The organism is Kribbella lupini (assembly GCF_039529595.1).
Taxonomy (GTDB): Bacteria; Actinomycetota; Actinomycetes; order Propionibacteriales; family Kribbellaceae; genus Kribbella; species Kribbella lupini.
The window spans coordinates 1,298,332-1,315,843 of record NZ_BAAANC010000002.1 but is presented as its reverse complement, the minus strand read 5'-3'; the positions used below and the strand labels follow the sequence as shown (position 1 = coordinate 1,315,843).

The following is a 17,512-nucleotide window of genomic DNA, read 5'->3' as shown; positions in this document are numbered from 1 at the left end:
GCAGGCAATCGGATCATGTGTAAGAGCATATTCGACATTCCGTCGGCGCAGAGCCTTGACTGGGTGCCACGTCGAGGTGAGGAGAGCTGGGATGACGGTGAGCCGGAGAGGTGTGCTCAGAGGAGCCGCGGTCGCGGCGGTGGGCGCGGCCGGGACAGCAGCGGGAGTGCGAGCAGCCACCGCGGACGAGCCGACAACAGTGGATCGGCAGCCGGTCGAGTTGACCTGGTGGGGCAACCACGCGTGGCAGATCCGGTCCGGGGACTCGGTCGTGCTGACCGACCCGTGGCTGACCAGGTTCGTCACCGGGACCTACGCGCCGGAGGGCGCCGACGAGACGACCCGGATCGTCAGCAAGCCCAGCGTGATCGACAAGTACGTCACCAAGGCCGACGCGATCCTGGTGCATCACGGCCACTACGACCACCTCCCCGATGTCCCGTACATCGCCCGGCGTACCAAGGCGACGGTGCTCGGCAACGAGACGCACCTCAACCTGCTGCGCGCACTGCGCGCGCCGGGTGACCAGCTGACGCAGGTGGTCGGTGGGGAGTACCTGCCGTTCACCGGGTTCACCGTGGAGGTGTTCCGGTCGCTGCACTCGTGCGGGGGTGCGCGGCACCAGTTCGCCTTCCCTGGAACGCGTCCGGCCGTCGTACCGCCCAGGCCGCGGACCATCGCCGACCTGGTCGAGGGCGGGACGCTCGCCTACGTGCTGACGATCGGTGGCCTGCGCATCCTCAGCCTCAGCACGGCCGGCTTCGACCCGGTCGCGCTGAAGGACCTGGAGGTCGACGTGGTCCTGGCCGCGCCCGGTGGAGAGCCTGGCGTGACGGACCGGCTGCTGAAGACCATCAAGCCCGTACCGCTGGTGATCGCGACGCACTGGGACGACTTCGACAGGCCGCTCGACCAGCCGGCCAAGGACTGGGGTGGTCTGGCGAAGCTCCAGGCGTCGGTGCTCGCGGCCGGCGCCGAGTTCAAGAAGGTCGACCACCTGGAGTCGATCACTCTCTAGAAGCTTCACGCCGGGCGCACTCCAGCGGCCAACGCGCCCGGCGTGAACCCACTCAGGCCAGGCTGCTGCCGGTCGCGGGAGTGAGTCGATAGCCCTGGTGGGCGGAGAACTCCGCGGCCAGAGCGAAGCGGTCACCCCGTACGACGGTGTGGCGCCACTCGAGCGGGCGGCCCTGCGCGTGGGCCAGGCGGTTGATGGAGAAGACCGCCGCGCCGGCCGGGCAGTGCAGCAGGGCTCGCTCGGCCGAGGTCGGGTTGACCGCCCGGATGTCCTCGCGGCCGTGATCGAGCCGGAGGCCGGTGCGGGCCGCGAGCTCGGCGTACAGGCTGGTGTGGCTGAAGTCGGCCTCGAGCAGGCTCTCGGCCACGGCCGCCGGAAGCCAGACGCGGTCGAGCGCGAGCGGTTCGTCGCCGGCGAAGCGGACGCGCTCGAGGTAGACGAGCGGGATCGACGCCTCCAGGCCGAGACGGCTGGCGATCACGCCGTCGGCGCGGAGGTCGAGGGCCCGTACGACGCTGTGCTGGTTCAGGCCGGACGCCTCGACCGAGGAGAACAGGCTGTAGAGCGCGCCCATCGGCTGGCGGATCTCCGGCGCGGTCGCGACCCGCGGCTGGCGGCCGCGCTCGGCGACGATCAGGCCGTCGGCGCGGAGCTGGCTGAGCGCCTGGCGAACGGTGTGCCGGCTGACCTGGTAGTCCTCGACCAGGGCGAGCTCGCCGGGGAAGACGTCGTCGAACTCGCCGGCGCGGAGCCGGCGGACCAGCTCCTCCTGGAGCTGCTTCCACAACGGCCGCCCGCCGCCGCGGTTGAGCTTGCGCTCGGTCATCGAGGCCTTTCCGTCGGAGTCGTGGGTCACCGTGGCTTGCTAAATGTCCGGTCATCTCTTAGCTTAAATGTGCGTACATTTAAGAGCGAGGGGTCCCGGCGTGCAGATCGAGGTTAGGTCACCGGCGTCGTCACAGACGGCGGCGAAACCTCATTTCGTCGAGCGGCTGCCGGGGTTGCTGGTGGTGCTCGTGCTCGCGATGGCCGCCGTGCCGCTCGGGCGGCTGGTACCGGTGGTCGGTGGGCCGGTGTTCGGGCTGGTGCTGGGCGTCGTGGTCGGCTCGGTCGTGCCGGTACTGCGGGGTGAGTGGTCGCGGCCGGGGTACGAGTTCGCGTCGAAGTTCCTGCTGCAGGTGTCGATCGTCGTGCTGGGCACCGGGCTGTCGCTGCAGCAGGTCGCGCGGGTCGGCGCCGGATCGCTGCCGGTGATGCTCGGGACGCTGGCGATCGCGCTCGGTGGGGCCTGGCTGTTCGGCCGGTTGCTCGGGATGCGCGGGGACACGCAGATCCTGATCGGCGTCGGTACGGCGATCTGCGGCGCGTCCGCGATCGCGGCGACGACGGCGGCGATCGAGGCGAAGAAGTCGTCGGTCGCGTACGCGCTGGCAACGATCTTCACGTTCAACGTGGTCGCCGTGCTGGCGTTCCCGCCGCTCGGGCACCTGATGGGACTGGGCCCGGAGGCCTTCGGCCTGTGGGCCGGTACGGCGGTCAACGACACGTCGTCGGTGGTCGCCGCCGGCTACGCGTTCAGCCAGCAGGCCGGCGATCACGCGTTGGTCGTCAAGCTCACGCGTTCGCTCATGCTGGTCCCGATCGTGATCGGTCTGGTGATCCTCAGATCCCGTCGGGATGCGCGCAGGGCGGAGAAGGTGGGGGGAGAGGGAGCCGGCGCCCCCGAAACCGCGAGCGGCTTCGCCGCCGCGGGCGCCGCGGGCGCGGGCGTCGCCGGCGCGCGGCCCAAGCTTCCCTGGCGGCGGATGTTGCCGCTCTTCCTTGTTGGCTTTCTCGTGGCCGCCGGGCTGCGCACGGCCGGGCTGGTGCCCGACGAGCGGCAGGCGGACCTGGCGCTCGTCGGGACCTTCCTGATCACCAGTGCGCTGGTGGCCATCGGCTTGTCGTTGCGGGTCGGCGAACTGCGCAAGGCCGGGCTCCGGCCGCTCGTGCTGGGGGCGATCCTGTGGGTCAGCGTGAGCTTGGGGAGCCTCGGCCTGCAGTGGGCGACCGGGACGCTCTAGCTAGCCCTGCTGCTCGAAGGCGGCGGTCCGGACCTGCACCTTGCGGATCCGCTCGACGTCCAGCTTGCTGGTGCGGTCGAAGCGGTAGATGCCGTTCTCCTCCTGGAAGACGTCGGTCAGCTGCGTGTAGCAGTAGCCGAACATCCGCGGGTCGTCGAGCAGCACGTCGACCAGCCCGGTGAAGCGGTCGTAGAACTCCGCCTCGTCCTTCACTCGCTGGCCGTAGCCCCACGACTCGGCCCGGTCGGTCCCCGCGAGCTGGACCGCCTCCGGGTTCCACCAGATCCCACCGAACTCGCTGCAGAAGTACGGCTGCCCGTTGTAGGGCTGTGAGATCGGCCGGTCGTCGCTGCCCCCGGTGTTCCCGTACGGCGCTCCGTCGGCCAGCCCGGCCATCTGCTTGCCGAACTCGACCGGGTCCTGCTCGTAGTTGTGCGAGTCCCAGATGTCGGTCTCCGGCACCCGGTGGGAGTAGCCGGACGCGTCCAGCACCGGACGGCTGGTGTCGGCCGCCTTGGTGGCCAGGAACATCGCCCGGGTCACGTCGTCCAGCTGGGTGATCCGGTCGTGCAGCAGCTGGTGGGTCTCGTTCAGCGGGCACCAGCCGACGATCGACGGGTGGCTGTAGTCCCGCTCGACCGCCTCCAGCCACTGCGTCACGAACGACGCCGTCGGCTGCTGGTTGTTGTCGTTGGTGTCGCCGACGCCCGCACCCCAGTCGCCGAACTCGCCCCACACGAGGTAGCCGAGACGGTCCGCGTGGTACAGGAACCGCTCCTCGAACACCTTCTGGTGCAGCCGGGCCCCGTTGAAGCCGGCGGCCAGGCTCAGCTCGATGTCCGCGACCAGCGCCTCCTCGGACGGCGCCGTCATCAGGCTCTCCGCCCAGTAGCCCTGGTCCAGCACGAGCCGCTGGAACACGTGCTTGCCGTTGATGAGTACGGCCTGGCCGTTGATCGACACCGACCGCAGTCCGGCGTAGCTGGCGGCCTGGTCGACCACAGCGCCCTCGGCGTCCAGCAGCTCAAGCCGTACGTCGTACAGGTGGGGATCGGTGGTGTCCCACAGCCGCACGCGGTCAGCCGGTACGGCGAGCACCAGGCGCGGAGCCAGGTCCAGGTCGGCGCGCACCTCGGCCGCGACCACCTCGCCGTCGCTGTCGGACAGGACGGCGCGGACCTTCCAGCCCGGCTTGTTCGCCGACACCGGGACGGCCAGGTGGAACGCCGAGCCGGCCACGTCCGGGGTGATCCGCGGCCGCCCGAGGTGGACCGACGGGACGGCCTCCAGCCAGACGGTCTGCCAGATGCCGGTGGTCCGGGTGTAGTGGCAGTCCCGGTTGAAGTAGAGCGTGCTCTGCTTGCCGCGGGCCTGCGCACCGCTCTTGCTGTCGCGGGCGCGGACGACGATCAGCGCCTCCTCGCCGGGCCCGGCGACGCCGGCCAGGCTGGCGCTGAACGGTGTGAAGCCGCCGCGATGCCGGACGACCTCGACGCCGTTCACCCACACGGTGGCGTCGTGGTCCACGGCCTGGAAGTGCAGGACGGCGTCGTTGCCGGTCCAGTCGGCGGGGATCGTGACGGTCGTCCGGTACCAGACGGCCTCCTGGTAGTCGACGTCCTCGATCCCGGACAGTTCGGACTCGGGCGCGAACGGGACGGTGATCCGGCGCTCGAGCTCGCGCTCGGCCAGACCGCGTTCCAGGCCGGAGTCGGACTTGTCGGCCTCGAACTGCCACTCGCCGTTGAGGTTCAGCCAGTGCGGGCGGACGAACTGCGGCCGGGGGTGCTCGGGGCGGGGCTGGGTGCTGGGCATCGAGAGGCTCCCGTGAGATGGGCTGAGCAGGTCGGCGTCGACTTTACAACGTTGAAATACGCCGGGCAACGGATGGACGAGGAGTGGACCGCACGCGGAGGGCAACGTTGTCAACGGTTGGCTCCCGAAGAGAGCTGTCAGCAAGTTGTCAGCCCGTTCGTGCAACCCTTTCGGCATCGGTTCGTTCTTTGTCAGAAGAGGCAAGTCCGGATCGGGGACAACAAACTGCCGGTCCGTGGCGTCATGCTGGTGGGAAGCGGGGAGAGGGAGAGGTCGATGGGTGGGAACTGAGCGCACCGCCGAGGTCCGGGAGCTGCGGCTGCGGGTGCCGCAGGCCGATCTCGACGCGCTGTACGACCGGCTCCGCGCGTTCCGCGACGGCGGCGGGTACATCGCCGCGGGTCTGGACCGGGTGGTGCCGGCCGCGTACGCCGACGAGCTGCTCGACTACTGGCTCGACGGCTACGACTGGCGCGTGCACGAGGCCCGGTTGAGCGCCTACCACCACTACGCCACCGAGATCGGTGGCCAGTTCGTCCACTTCCTGCACCTGCGGTCGGCGCACCCCGATGCCCGGCCGGCGCTGCTGACGCACGCCTGGCCGAGTGGCGTGATGGACGTGCTGGACGCGGCCATGCGGCTGGAGGTGGCCGGGACTCACCACCTGGTCATCCCGTCGATCGCCTGGACCGCGCTGAACGGGCCGCAAGGCGGTTCGCCGAGCAGCCGGGCCGCCGCGGGCTGGGATGAGCTGATGCGCCGGCTCGGCTACGACGAGTACCAGGTCGGCGACGACCGGGACGGGCTCGGCGCCACCCCGGCGTACACGGCGGTGTCGGAGGCGGTCGCGCAACAGCGTGGACTGGACGCCGCCGAGCTGGCAGAGGTCCGCTGGTTCAACGAGAACCTCACCGCGTTCAACGACGGCCAGCAGATCTCCGCGCTGGTGCTGAGCACCGCACTGCTCGCCTGGAACGCGCAGCTGGTCAGTCTGGAGATCGACCGGGACGCGCTGCTCACCGGGCTCACGCTGGCCTGGTTCGCTTCCCAGCTACCCGTCGAGGAGCCGTAGGCCGTTCTCCCAGCAGACCGCGCGCAGCCAGTCGTCGCCGAGGTCCAGCCGCTCCAGGGCTTCCAGCTGTACGGCGTACTCGTACGGGATGTTCGGGAAGTCCGAGCCGAGCACGACCTTGTCCTGCAGCGCGGCCATCCGCGGCCGGAGCTCGCGCGGGTACGGCGCCAGTGACTCCGTGAACGGGGTCAGCGCCATCGTCGTGTCCAGGTGCACGTTCGGGTAGGTCTCGGCGAGCGTCAGGTGCTCGGCGTACTCCGGCATGCCCAGGTGGGCGATGACGGCCGTCAGTCGTGGGTGCTTGGCCAGTACTTCGCCCATCGGGCCCGGCCCGGTGTGGCGCCCAGGGATCGGTCCTGACCCGCAGTGCACGACCACCGGGACGCCGGCCTCGGCCAGCTGTCCCCAGACCGCGTCCAGCTCCGCGTCGCGCGGGTCGTAGTCACCGACCTGGACGTGCACCTTGAAGATCCGGGTGCCCAGCTCCAGCGCCTCCTTCACGTACGCCGCGGCGCCCGCCTCGGGGTAGAAGGTCCCGCTCGCCACGCAGCCCAGGGTCCGGGCGGCGAAGTCCCGGGCCCAGCTGTTCAGCCAGGCGGCCATGTCGGGCTTGTGCGGGTAGACCAGCGCGGAGAACCGGCGTACGCCCAACTGCCGCAACGTCTCGACGCGTTCGGCCGCCGGCGTCCGGTACTGCACCGGCCAGGCGACGCCGTAGTGCTGCTCGGCCTGGTCGAAGTACGCCCAGACCGCGTTCATCACCTGGTCCGGGAGGAAGTGGACGTGCACGTCCACCAGCCCGTCGAGCCCCAGCCACCGCCACCAGGCGGGCACCTCGTCGTCACGCATCCGAACACTCTAGACACGCCTACGCTTTGCAGCATCTACGTAGCTACGTACTATCCACAGTGTGGAAAGACCTGTGGATAACCGGCTCGCGGAGCTGGAACGGCGCGTCGCCGCGCTGGAATCCGCCCGGTTCGATCCACGGCAACGGCCCGCGCCGGCAGGCGACGCCGACATCCTGGAAACGGACTGGACCTCACGGGCGCCGGCGCTGGCCGCGCTCGGGCATCCGGTCCGGTTGACACTGCTGCGCGAGATCCTGCAGGGACGTACGACGGTCAGCGCGCTCAGCGAGGTCGAAGGCCTCGGGACGAGCGGGCAGATCTACCACCATCTGCGGCAGTTGACGGCCGAGAACTGGTTGCACACCCCCAGCCGTGGCGTCTTCGCCGTACCGCCGACCCGGGTGGTCGCGCTGCGCGCGATCCTGGTCGCTCTGGAGAGGTAGGCCCATGAACGCTGGGAACGAGCATCTCGCCCGCGGTTGGGACGAGGCCGCCGCGGGCTACGAGCAGTACTTCGTCCCGCGCTTCCGGCCGTGGGTGGAGGCGGCCGTGGCTCAGCTGGGCGACCTGCCGCCCGGACCGATCCTGGTGCCGTGCTGCGGCACGTTCCCCGAGCTGGACCTGCTGCTCGAGCAGTTCCCCAACCGGGAGATCGTCGGCATCGATCTGTCGGCCGGTATGGTCCGCCTGGCGCGCGAGCGGGTCGGCGGCCACGACCTGGTCAGCGTGGTCGAGGGCGACGCCTCGACGCTCGACCCGCGCTGGCTCAACGCCTGCAGTGCGGTCGTCTCGGTCTTCGGCCTGCAGCAACTGCCCGAGCCGGAGCAGGCGATCAGGTCCTGGTACGACGCACTGCGCTCCGAAGGCCGGCTCTCGGTCGTCTACTGGCCGTCCGTCACCGAGGAGTCAGGTCCGTTCAGCCTGATCAAGGAGCTGCTCCGCCCCGGCGCAACCGATTCCGACCTGGACCTGACCACGATCCTCGGCGCCGCGGTCGACCGGTACGAGCTGATCAAGTTCCCGATCACCTACACCGACGCGGCCGAGTTCTTCGAGGCCTACGCCCACTCCGGCCCGATGCGCGCGACCGCGATCGCGCGCGGCGAGGCGTTCGTCGAGGACCTGCGCGCGAAGTTCCTGGAACGGGCGCCGGACGGTGAGTGGACCCACCACCCGGCGGCCCGCCTGATCACCGCGACTGGTCGCTGACCCACAGGCCGGTGAGGCCGCGGAAGTGGGCCGTGAACTTCTCCTGCTCGTGGGCCGGGTAGGTCGCCGCGACGGTCTCGGTGAGGATCCGGTCGAAGTCGGGACTCTTGACCCACTCGACCAGCTGCTCGTCGAAGTGCGGCAGGTTCTGCGCGCACCACTCGTGGTACTTGGCGGTCTCGAAGTGCTCGTCGGCCAGTGCGAGGTAGGCGTCGATCTTGGCGTCGTAGTCGAGCGACTCGTCGTCGGCGATCGCGAAGTAGCGCTCGGTGTGCAGGTCGACCTTGGTCCGGCGGCCGGTGGCCAGCGAGAAGACCGACCACTTGACCAGCGCGCCGATCGCCCACGGGAAGTAGTAGTGCAGCGAGGTGATCGCGACGTCGGGGCAGGCGTTGGCGTAGTCGATGGGGTGCACCGAGTCGCCCGCGACCAGCATCTCGCAGGAGTTGAACTCCCAGCCGAAGAAGGCGTTCACGATCCGGCTGATCGCGACCGCCTGGTGGCCGGCCGAGGGGCTCAGGAAGTCGTGCGAGACGGCGTACCGGTTGTGCATCGGCTCGTCGGGGCGGAAGTCCATCACCATCGTCTCGGCGCCGATCGACAGCGCCCGGGCGAACTTCTCGTACTCGACCGTCGCCTGCAGGTGCATCAGCATCTCGCCGGACTGGTCGTAGGCGGTGTGCAGGTCCTCGCGGTTGTCGATCCGGGAGACCCCGCGCCAGCCGCCGCCGTCGAACGGCTTCATGTACATCGGGTAGCCGAGGTCGTCGGCGATCGCGTCCAGGTCGAAGGTCTTGTTGTACTTGGCCGACGTGTAGGCCCAGCGGACGTTGTCGACGGGGTTCTTGTACGGCACCAGCACGGTCCGCGGGATCTTCAGCCCGAGCCGCAGCATCGCGCAGTACGCCGAGTGCTTCTCCATCGACTGGAACGTGAACGGCGAGTTGAGCAGGTACGTGCCGTTCATCAGCGCGGCCTTCTTCAGCCACTCGCGCGGGTGGTAGTACCAGTACGCCAGCCGGTCGATCACCAGCCCGACCCGGACCGGGTCGTTCAGGTCGAACGGCTCGATGGTGAGCCGCTCGGTCTCGAACTCGTGCGTGCGGTCGCCGGCGGTGACCGGGCCGACCCGCCGCAGCAGCGCCTCGAACGCCTGCGGCCAGTCCTCCTCGGCGCCGAGCAGCAACCCGATCAAGTGCTGAGAGCGGTCAGGCACAGTCAGTCTCCTAACAGAATCGTGGCAGATGATGGGCCAGCTGCTTTTGCCACCACGGCCAGTCGTGAGCGACGTCGTGTCCCCACAGGTCCAGCTCATGGGGAATGCCCTTCGCCGCGAGCAGAGCGGCCGTGGCGCGGGCCGAGGGCAGTGAGCCGGTCGGATGCGTCTCCCAGTCGCCCTGCCCGACGGTGAGCAGCAGGAAGACCCGGTTGCGCAGCCACTCCAGGTGGTCGCCGTCCAGGTTCGGCAGGTAGTCGGCCGGGTTGCTGAAGTACGTCGCGTCGCCGCGGTCGCCCCAGGCGTGCCAGCTGGCCGCGTCGTAGTTGCCCGACTGGCAGATCGCGATCGGGAACAGGTCGGCCCGCTTCAGCGCGAAGTTCAGCGCGTGAAAGGCGCCCAGGCTGCAGCCGGTGGTGATGATGTCGGAGGCGCCCGGCGTGTCCCGGCCGATCGCGGGGACCACCTGGTCGAGGATCCAGGACTCGTACAGCCCGTGCCGGCGAGCGCGCTCCTCCAGCGGGATGCTGCGGTCGGACCAGCTCACGTGGTCGTAGGAGTCGACGCAGTACAGCTTCGCCCGGCCGGCCTCGATCAGGTCCGCCACGGCGTCGACCATGCCGTTGTTCTCGTAGTCCCAGGCCCGGCCCTGCTCACTGGGGAAGACCAGGACCGGCCGGCCGTAGTGGCCGTAGCGGATCACTGTGCCCGGACGGTCCAGCCCCGGCGCGTCCAGTTCGACCTGCTCACGTTCCACGCGGCCTCACCCCTTCACTGTCCTGCCGGTAACCCTCGCACGACTTCAGGTCGGCTGTCTGGTCCCCGCGCGTCCCGCGACCGGTCCGAGCAGGGCGACGACGACGGCGAGGACCGCGACTCCGGCGAGGGCGGCAGGCAACGACCAGACGCTGGAGGCGGCGCCGACCGCGGCCGGGCCGAGCAGGAAGCCCAGGTAGGCGATCGTCGTGACGGTGGAGATCGCTCCGGCCCGCCGCTCGGGCCCGGCCCAGGCGCCGGCCATGCTGATGATGGTCGGCGCGCAGACCGACGTACCGAGGCCCGCGATGCCGATGCCGACGAGGGCCGCCCAGGGGTTGCCCGCTGTAGCGGCCAGTAGCGAGCCGACGGCGGCAACGGCGCCTCCGGCAACCAGTAGCTGGGTCGGGCGGAGCCGGGCGAGCAGGGCGTTCCCGCTGATCCGTCCGGTCGCCGCAGCGGCGGCGAAGACGGCCGGTGCGCTCGACGCCAGACCAGGTGCGGCGCCCAGGGAGGTGTCGAGGTGTACGGCGCTCCAGCTCTGCCAGGCGTTCTCCACGACGTACGCGAGCGCGCAGAGCCCGCCGAAGACGAGCAGGGCGGGCTCCAGCCGGCGGCGCTTGGGCTTGTCGGCCTGGACGGCGACAGAGCGAGGCGAACCCGGGTAGAGCACCAGTACGGCGGCCACCCCGATCACCACGAACACACCACCCAGCACCGGCAGCGCACCAGCGCCTGCCGCGCGCAGACCGGCGGTGCTCAGGCTGGACACCACCACTGCGATCGAGAACAGGCCGTGGGCCAGGTTCATCAGCGGCTTGCTCGTCTCGGCCTCGGCCGCCGTACCGGTCGCGTTGATCGCCACGTCGGTGGCGCCCGAGGTGACGCCGAGCAGGAACAAGGCCGCACCCAGCGTGACAGCCGAGCCGGCGAAGGCGGGGAGGACTCCACAGGCGCCGAACAGTACGACGACCACCGGCAGCACCACACCGCCGTACCGGTCGATCAGGTAGCCGGTGAAGCGCATGGAGACCAGGGCGCCGAGACCGACCATGAGCAGCGCGCCGCCGAGCTGGGCGTCGCTGACCCCGGCCTCGGAGCGGACCGCGGGCAGGATCGCTCCCCACGCTCCCCAGAAGAGTCCGAACGCGCCGAAGCCTGCGAGTGTTCTGACCACCCGCTCTACCCTAGGCGGCCCAGGTGCGCTGGAGCAGCTCGATCAAACAGGGGTCGAAGGTGTCGCGCCAGGCGGTGAAGTTGTGCATGTCCGGCGACTCGGTGAAGTCGACCTCCAGCCCGAGCGAGGCCAGGTGCGCGGCCATCACGCGGTTGTTGTGCACGTTCTCCTCCGGTGTCCCGGCGGTCATCGCGATCTCCGGAGTGCTCGGCGCGGAGGTTGCCTCGAGCACCTGGTTCACGAAGCCGGTGACCTCGGCGTAGTACTCGAAGCCGGACTCCTGCGGGTCCGTCGTGAGCGTGAAGAACGAGCCCGACTGGAGGAACAGCCCCGCGAAGGTGCCGGGATGGTTCCACTCGGCGTACAGGGCGGCGAGCGCGCCGAGGCTCGCGCCCATCAGCACCGGCTGCCTGCTCTTGTACTGCGTGGTGATCGCCGGCAGCACGTGCTCGGTGAGCGTCTCCGCGTACGACGGGTTGGCGGCGTACCAGAGATTGCGCGACCCCGGCCGGACGAGCGCCAGCCGGAACGGGGGAAGCGTGCCCTCGGCCACCATCGCGCCGGCGAAGTGCGTGAGCCCGGCGTACAGGGCGAACTCGGGCCCGTCGTGCGACAGCAGCAGCGGCAGCTCGAACGACGGCGCGATCCCGTCCGGCGCCCAGACCTGGACGTCGACCGGGCCGACCGGCGAGGTCTCGACCGGCAGCGGAGTCAGCTCCGACGCGATCGGCTCGACCGTGATCCAGGCGGGCTCGACGTACCCGGGCAGCGGCAGCCACGAGTGCTCGCCGAACGCGCCGCCGACCACGCGCGGGTTGGTCGGGTCGGTCCGCATCCCGGCGTCGGCGACGTCGAACAGGTACTCCATCCGGTGCACCGAGGGCCGCGGGAGCCGCAGCTCCCAGCCATACTCGACCGGTTTGAACTCCAGCTGCTCGGCCGCGAGCCCGAGCTCCTCCCAGAGCCGTACGCCGGGCAGCGCGTGCTCGGGGTCGGCGAGGCGGAACACCACCTCGGCCCCCTCGACCGCGCTCTTCACCTCGTCAGGCATCCGACCACGGTACGTGCCAGGCCGAGGAACCCAGCAATCCCGCCGGTAAACCGGTGCGACGATGAGATGACTGACACATGCTGTCAAGTATCGGCGCTACCGTCGGTCAGGAGGAGGCGTCATGGTGGATCTGAGCGACATCCGGGCGGTGACCGAGGGGCTGCCGCGTAGTTACGAGGTGCTGGTCCGGGACCGGGTGAAGTTCCGGGTCGGGCAGATCGTCTACCTCGCGCTGTCGGCGGACGAGACGACGATGGGCATCGGGTTCCCCAAGGAGGAACGCGACGCCGCGATCGCCGCCGAGCCGCACAAGTTCTTCCGGCCGCGCCCGTCGGACGAGCGGTTCCGCTGGATCGAGGTCCGGCTGGACGCGATCGACGCCGACGAGTTGCGCGAGCTGGTGCTGGAGGCCTGGGCGATGTGTGTGCCGAAGAAAGTACGGGCCGAGGTCCTCCGGTAACCGTCAGTGGCCCTGGGCAACTATCTCCTCCTGGAGGATGAGGCCGCTGCGACCTGGGGGCGACTTCCGTCACAGCGGGATCGTCCCCGCGGCCGATGGATCGGCGCCGGAATCCTTGCAGGCTTGGGGGTATGACCGGAGACTTCCTACCCCGCCGCCGCCAGGCGTCGGTGCTCAGCCAGATCCTGACCGTCCTGCTCGTGCTCGCCGTCGTCGCGGGTGCCTTCTGGCTGCTTTAGGACTCCCAGCGCACCTCGGCCTCGCCCGGCCTGACGACTCCGGCCTCGTACGCGACCACCACGGCCTGCACCCGGCTCGACAGCCCGAGCTTCGACAGCACGCTGCTCACGTGCGTCTTCACCGTCGTCTCGCTGACGAACAGCTTCGCCGCGAGATCACGGTTCGACAGTCCGCGTGCCATCCACACCAGGACGTCGCGCTCGCGCTCGCTCAGGTGCGACAGCACCCCGGTCCACCGGCCGGCGTCCTGCGGCGCCGGCGCGGCCTCGCCGCCGTTCCCGACCTTCCGCTCCAGCTCGACACACCGCTCGAGCAGCACCCGCGTCGACGCCGGGTCCACCAGCGAGTCCCCGCGATGCACAGCCCGTACGGCGGACACCAGCAGATCCGGATCCGTGTCCTTCAGCAGGAACCCCGAAGCCCCGGCCCGGACGGCGCTCAGCACGTACGCCTCGTCGTCGAACGTCGTCAGCACCAGGACGGCGGGCTTGCTCTTCCCCGCGGCCTGGTTCGCGCGCGTGATCCGCTCGGTCGCGACCAGCCCGTCCATCACTGGCATCCGGATGTCCATCAGCACGACGTCCGGGTCGAACTGGTCGATCAGCCGCAGCGCCTCCTCGCCGTCGCCGGCCTGCGCGACCGTGGTCAGGTCCGGCTCGTGGTCGAGGATCATCGCGAGCCCGGTCCGGATCACGCCCTGGTCGTCGGCGACCAGCACCCGGATCTGCTCACTCATCTCTGCGGCGGCAACCATGCCTGCACTCTCCATCCACCAAGGGGTCCGGCGGCCACGGCCAGTGTGCCGCCGACAGCCAGCGCGCGTTCGCGCATTCCGATCAGTCCGTTGCCGCGGCCGCTCTCGCTCCGCCGGGCGCTCTCCAGCACGTTCACCGGTGGCGGCCCACCGCTGCCGTTGTCGTCGATGGTCAGCAACTCGCCCTGCGGCCCACTCTGCCAGCTCACCTGAGCCGCCGAGGCCTTCGCGTGCACCATCACGTTGGTCAGCGCCTCCTGGATGATCCGTACGGCGGTCAGGTCGGTGGCGCTGGTCAGCTCGCGGCTGCGGGTCGGCAGGTTCATCGTGACGTCCACCCCGACCGCCTTCAGCCGGTCGCCCATCCGGGCCACGTCGGCCAGGTCCGGCACCGGAGCGGTCTCGGCGCCACCGCCCGGCGACGCCGTGTTGAGCACCCGAACGGTCTCCCGCATCGCGGTCAGCGCTTCCTTGCCGCTGGTGATGATCCAGCGGACCGCCTCGCGCAGGGCGGCCGGGTTCTGGTCGGCCACCCGGTCGGCGGCCTGGGCCCGGATCACCACCGCGCTCATGTGGTGCGAGACCACGTCGTGCAGGTCCCGCGCGATCCTGGTCCGCTCGGCGGCCGCGACCCGCTCGGCCTCGATCTTGCGCAGCCGGACCAGCTCGGCGTTCCGGTTCTCCAGCACGACGACGGACTTGCGGCGGCGCAGGGCGTTCGCGCCGAGCAGGACCATGCCGGCGATCAGCGCCTCGGCGAAGACGAACAGCGAGACGTCGATGTAGCCGTACAGGCTGTAGAGATCGGTCGGCAGGTTGCGGTAGCGCCGGCTGATCACGACGTCGGAGTTGGCCAGGACGAGCGCGACGACGGTCGGCAGCCCGATCATCAGCCCGGCCAGGCTGCCCATGGTGAAGAACAGACAGGTGAACCGCCGGACGCCGCTGGCGGCCGCGACGTACCCGACGACGAGCAGCGGGACGAGATGGATCTCGGACTGCAGCGCGGCGTTGCTGATCACCGGCTGGCCGAAGACGTGGATGCCCGCCTGCGAGGCCAGCCCGGTGCCGGCGGCGGCGTACACGAAGGGGTACAGCAGGGCGACGAAGACGAGCGTGGTCCGCGGCAGGCTGCGTCCGCACGCGACCGTGATCACCAGGAACAGGCCGGTCACCACCGAGACGCTTGGGTTGGCCGGGCGCAACGAGCTGTCGCTGACCACCGCCAGCGCGAGGAACCAGCCGACGCCGATCAGCGCAGCGAGCAGCAGATCACGCTGCAGCTGCGACATCCCCCGCCAAAGGCTCCACACCTAGCTCAGCGTAGTCGCGGGACATATTTACCGGTTCCTTCGCCCGAACGGGCAAAAGCTCCAACTTTAGGACGAGGCCCCGCGTCGGACCTGCTACCCAGGTCCGACTTCCGGTCGCGCAGGACGGTCCCTGGGAGGGATGTGACCGGCGCCGTGAACCGAGAGGCTGTACCCCATGAACAACGAGGAGCCACCGCGGCGGAGCCTGTCGGTCCGAGGCCGGTTGCTGTCCGTGACCGGGATCGCAGTCCTCGCGTCGTTGCTGGTCTGGCACGGCCAGCTGGCCGACTTCCTCGGCTTCGGCTCACCGGGGGACAAGGCGCCGGTGGTTGCCGGCGCGGGAGCGCCCGACACGACCGCGCTGCCCACCGAGGGCGACGTACCGGTCAGTGAGCCGACGAGCACGCCCACGCCGAGGCCCAAGCCGACCAAGCCGCCGAAGAAGAAGCCGAAGCCGACCAAGAGCCCGACCACGAGCCAGAACGGCCCGTACGACGAGGAGTCGACCGAGGGGATGTCGCCCAAGCTGCGGTCCCGGTTGCTGAAGGCCATGGCAGCCGCGAAGGCCGACGGCGTCACCCTCCGGATCAACTCCGGCCGCCGCAGTGCCGCCAAGCAACGGCGGCTGCTGGACGAGGCGATCGTCAAGTACGGGTCGTACAAGGCGGCGATCCGCTGGGTGCTGCCGCCGGAGTTCTCCGAGCACGTGAAGGGCCGCGCGGTCGACATCACGCCCGCGGCCGGCGCGAAGTGGCTGGAGCTGAACGGCTACCGCTACGGGATCTGCCGCCGCTACGACAACGAGCCGTGGCACTTCGAAGCCCTCACCACGCCGGGCCGCAAGTGCCCGGCCCGCGAACCCTACGCACTCGCCAAGTGAACCAGGAGCGCCCGATATGACCATGACACTGCCCGTGACCAGCACCCGGCTCTCGACCCGCCGCCGCACCCGACCGGTCGTTCCCGCGCTGTGGCGCCAGGTCGTCCGCGGTGGGGCCCGAGAGGAGGAGCACGCCGTGCAGCCCGAGCCCGACCGGTCGGCGTACACGCAGCTGGAGATCTACGACGCGGTGCTGGCCGCCTTCGACCGGCGCGACGAGGTGCTGGACGTGATCGCCGCGGCGCCGGACCGGCACACCGCCGTACGGCGGGTGCGCGCTCTGCTCGCCGTGAGTCAGGGGCAGGCGACCGCGGTCGTGGACCTGCCGCTGCACCGCTTCACCACCGGGACCCGCGACCGGATGCGGCTGCGCGCGAACGAGCTGCGCAAGGCGCTCGCCCGCTGAGCTGTTGCTGCTGCCTGCCTTGTCCGGACGCGCGCGAAGGTGTGCGGATTTGAACCGGCGAGGAAGATGGAGACGTGATCACACTCGAGCAGGCGAAGCGGTTGAAGAAGGCCGGCGCGCTCTGGGTGCCGGGCGCGGGTGACCGGTTCGTCGTCCCGGACCGGGAGATGGACGACGACGTGTTCGTGGTCAGCGACATGACCGTCGAGGTGCACGACTACCCCGGCGGCAAGGTGATCGGGTTCAACGGGACCACCGAGTGGGCGCTGGACAGCATCGAGCAGCGCGAGGTGATCTGGCTGCCGCGCGAGGAGCAGCTGCGCACGCTGCTCGGCGGGCAGTTCGTCAGCCTGGAGGCCACGGACGACGGCTACACGGTCCGCACCCAGCACGGGTCGACGACCGGCCCGGACGCCGAGCAGGCGTACGCCGACGCGGTGCTCGAGCTGCTGGAGTGAGTCAGCGGGCCGCCGGACGCCAGTACTGCTTGTTGTCCCGGTCCCGTACGACGTAACCGAGCTTGGCGATCTCGTCGCGGAGCTCGCGCAGGTCCGCCTTGGAGTCGATGGACTTCGCCCGGGCGCGCAGGACGGCGTTGACCGCGGGCGGCAGCTCCGGGTCGTCCTCGACCCAGCGACGGAACCGGTCGCCGTACGGGTCGCCGCCGTCGGACCACGGGTAGCCGTGAGCCCGGAACGCGGCGCCGATCTTCGGGGTGTCGCCCTTGAGCTGGTCGTGCTTCTCGCGGGCCAGCTCGGCCGAGTCGCGGTCCTGGAGGACGAGCTCCTTGCCGTCCAGGAAGACCGCGGCGACCCGGTCGCGCGGGATGACCGTGGTCTTCTCGTGCTTCAGCAGTTCGACGTCGTGGTTCGTGACGGTGATGCGCAGGGTGTCGTCCATCGCGATCGCGCCCAGGACGAGACCGGCGACCAGGCCGACGGCGACGGTGATCAGCTGCACCCACCAGGCGTCCCAGCCCGCGAGCGCCTCGAACAGGCCCTGCCAAGGGACCCAGCGCAGGCCGGCCGCCCAGTCGGCGATCCGCGGGAGAAAGAAGCCGAGCGCGCCGCCAAGCAGCGGCAGGCCGCCGTACAGCAGCACCTTGTCGGTCGCCGAGTGCCCGACCACGGTCCTGGTGTCCGTTGGCATGGTCGTGCTCCCTTGGTCGCGGATCGTCACCGGCGATCGACGCTAACAGCGCGCCACGCTCCGGGTCAGCCGTTGAGACGGT

At 70.2% G+C, this 17,512-nt stretch carries 19 protein-coding genes; 9 read left to right on the top strand and 10 right to left on the bottom strand.

What is annotated here, in order from left to right; genetic code table 11:
- Positions 1–91 precede the first annotated feature (91 nt).
- Entirely contained in the window at positions 92–1,018 is a 927-nt protein-coding gene (locus ABD235_RS19530) for an MBL fold metallo-hydrolase (protein WP_344175968.1), read from the top strand.
- A 52-nt stretch (positions 1,019–1,070) separates the two neighbouring features.
- On the opposite strand, the gene ABD235_RS19525 is transcribed toward ABD235_RS19530, so the two are convergent.
- A complete protein-coding gene (locus tag ABD235_RS19525) occupies positions 1,071–1,874 on the bottom strand; it encodes a GntR family transcriptional regulator (protein WP_344175966.1) in 804 nt (267 codons plus the stop codon).
- Positions 1,875–1,944: 70 nt separating this feature from the next.
- On the opposite strand from ABD235_RS19525, the gene ABD235_RS19520 reads away from it, so the two are divergent.
- Positions 1,945–3,081, top strand: coding sequence for a YeiH family protein (locus ABD235_RS19520; RefSeq protein ID WP_344175964.1), 1,137 nt, complete (start codon positions 1,945–1,947; stop codon positions 3,079–3,081).
- On the opposite strand, the gene ABD235_RS19515 is transcribed toward ABD235_RS19520, so the two are convergent.
- The gene (locus tag ABD235_RS19515; RefSeq protein ID WP_344175962.1) at positions 3,082–4,896 is read right to left on the bottom strand and encodes a glycoside hydrolase family 2 protein; all 1,815 of its coding nucleotides are present in this window, start codon (positions 4,894–4,896) and stop codon (positions 3,082–3,084) included.
- 280 nt (positions 4,897–5,176) lie between these two features.
- Here ABD235_RS19515 and ABD235_RS19510 point away from each other — a divergent pair, with 280 nt between their 5' ends.
- Positions 5,177–5,968, top strand: a complete 792-nt coding sequence (locus tag ABD235_RS19510) for an epoxide hydrolase N-terminal domain-containing protein (RefSeq protein ID WP_344175960.1) — start codon at positions 5,177–5,179, stop codon at positions 5,966–5,968.
- Here the strand turns inward: ABD235_RS19510 and ABD235_RS19505 are convergent.
- A complete protein-coding gene (locus ABD235_RS19505; RefSeq protein ID WP_344175959.1) occupies positions 5,948–6,817 on the bottom strand; it encodes an amidohydrolase family protein in 870 nt (289 codons plus the stop codon). The two genes, ABD235_RS19510 and ABD235_RS19505, sit on opposite strands and share 21 nt — an antisense overlap.
- A 61-nt stretch (positions 6,818–6,878) precedes the next feature.
- Between ABD235_RS19505 and ABD235_RS19500 the strand changes: the two genes are divergently transcribed.
- Both ABD235_RS19500 and ABD235_RS19495 read left to right on the top strand, forming a co-directional pair.
- Complete coding sequence (locus tag ABD235_RS19500; RefSeq protein ID WP_344175957.1) at positions 6,879–7,262, top strand: ArsR family transcriptional regulator; 384 nt, start codon at positions 6,879–6,881, stop codon at positions 7,260–7,262.
- A gap of 4 nt (positions 7,263–7,266) precedes the next feature.
- The gene (locus ABD235_RS19495; protein ID WP_344175956.1) at positions 7,267–8,028 is read left to right on the top strand and encodes a class I SAM-dependent methyltransferase; all 762 of its coding nucleotides are present in this window, start codon (positions 7,267–7,269) and stop codon (positions 8,026–8,028) included.
- Here the strand turns inward: ABD235_RS19495 and ABD235_RS19490 are convergent.
- From ABD235_RS19490 to ABD235_RS19475, 4 genes are read right to left on the bottom strand one after another with little or no spacing between them, the layout of a single operon-like run.
- Positions 8,009–9,244, bottom strand: a complete 1,236-nt coding sequence (locus ABD235_RS19490; protein ID WP_344175955.1) for an ATP-grasp domain-containing protein — start codon at positions 9,242–9,244, stop codon at positions 8,009–8,011. The genes ABD235_RS19495 and ABD235_RS19490 overlap by 20 nt on opposite strands.
- A gap of 10 nt (positions 9,245–9,254) precedes the next feature.
- Positions 9,255–10,001 carry an esterase family protein gene (locus ABD235_RS19485; RefSeq protein WP_344175951.1) on the bottom strand — a complete coding sequence of 249 codons (747 nt, stop codon included), beginning with the start codon at positions 9,999–10,001 and terminating at the stop codon, positions 9,255–9,257.
- A 45-nt stretch (positions 10,002–10,046) separates the two neighbouring features.
- A complete protein-coding gene (locus tag ABD235_RS19480; RefSeq protein ID WP_344175949.1) occupies positions 10,047–11,177 on the bottom strand; it encodes an MFS transporter in 1,131 nt (376 codons plus the stop codon).
- Positions 11,178–11,187: 10 nt separating this feature from the next.
- Positions 11,188–12,228, bottom strand: a complete 1,041-nt coding sequence (locus ABD235_RS19475) for an alpha/beta hydrolase (RefSeq protein ID WP_344175948.1) — start codon at positions 12,226–12,228, stop codon at positions 11,188–11,190.
- A gap of 121 nt (positions 12,229–12,349) precedes the next feature.
- Between ABD235_RS19475 and ABD235_RS19470 the strand changes: the two genes are divergently transcribed.
- Positions 12,350–12,688, top strand: a complete 339-nt coding sequence (locus ABD235_RS19470; protein ID WP_344175947.1) for an MmcQ/YjbR family DNA-binding protein — start codon at positions 12,350–12,352, stop codon at positions 12,686–12,688.
- Positions 12,689–12,923: 235 nt separating this feature from the next.
- Here ABD235_RS19470 and ABD235_RS19465 read toward each other — a convergent pair whose 3' ends face one another.
- Both ABD235_RS19465 and ABD235_RS19460 read right to left on the bottom strand, forming a co-directional pair.
- Complete coding sequence (locus ABD235_RS19465) at positions 12,924–13,664, bottom strand: response regulator (protein ID WP_344178689.1); 741 nt, start codon at positions 13,662–13,664, stop codon at positions 12,924–12,926.
- A complete protein-coding gene (locus tag ABD235_RS19460) occupies positions 13,661–14,974 on the bottom strand; it encodes a sensor histidine kinase (RefSeq protein ID WP_344175945.1) in 1,314 nt (437 codons plus the stop codon). The genes ABD235_RS19465 and ABD235_RS19460 overlap by 4 nt, the downstream gene beginning before the upstream one ends.
- A 196-nt stretch (positions 14,975–15,170) precedes the next feature.
- On the opposite strand from ABD235_RS19460, the gene ABD235_RS19455 reads away from it, so the two are divergent.
- The 3 genes from ABD235_RS19455 (at position 15,171) to ABD235_RS19445 (ending at position 16,739) form a co-directional block, all read left to right on the top strand.
- On the top strand, positions 15,171–15,875 hold the full coding sequence (locus ABD235_RS19455) for a M15 family metallopeptidase (protein WP_344175943.1): 705 nt from the start codon (positions 15,171–15,173) through the stop codon (positions 15,873–15,875).
- 16 nt (positions 15,876–15,891) lie between these two features.
- Positions 15,892–16,281 carry a hypothetical protein gene (locus ABD235_RS19450; RefSeq protein ID WP_344175942.1) on the top strand — a complete coding sequence of 130 codons (390 nt, stop codon included), beginning with the start codon at positions 15,892–15,894 and terminating at the stop codon, positions 16,279–16,281.
- 74 nt (positions 16,282–16,355) lie between these two features.
- Positions 16,356–16,739, top strand: a complete 384-nt coding sequence (locus ABD235_RS19445; protein ID WP_344175941.1) for a pilus assembly protein CpaE — start codon at positions 16,356–16,358, stop codon at positions 16,737–16,739.
- Position 16,740: 1 nt separating this feature from the next.
- Here the strand turns inward: ABD235_RS19445 and ABD235_RS19440 are convergent, their stop codons facing one another.
- On the bottom strand, positions 16,741–17,430 hold the full coding sequence (locus tag ABD235_RS19440; RefSeq protein ID WP_344175939.1) for a YqeB family protein: 690 nt from the start codon (positions 17,428–17,430) through the stop codon (positions 16,741–16,743).
- Positions 17,431–17,512 lie beyond the last annotated feature (82 nt).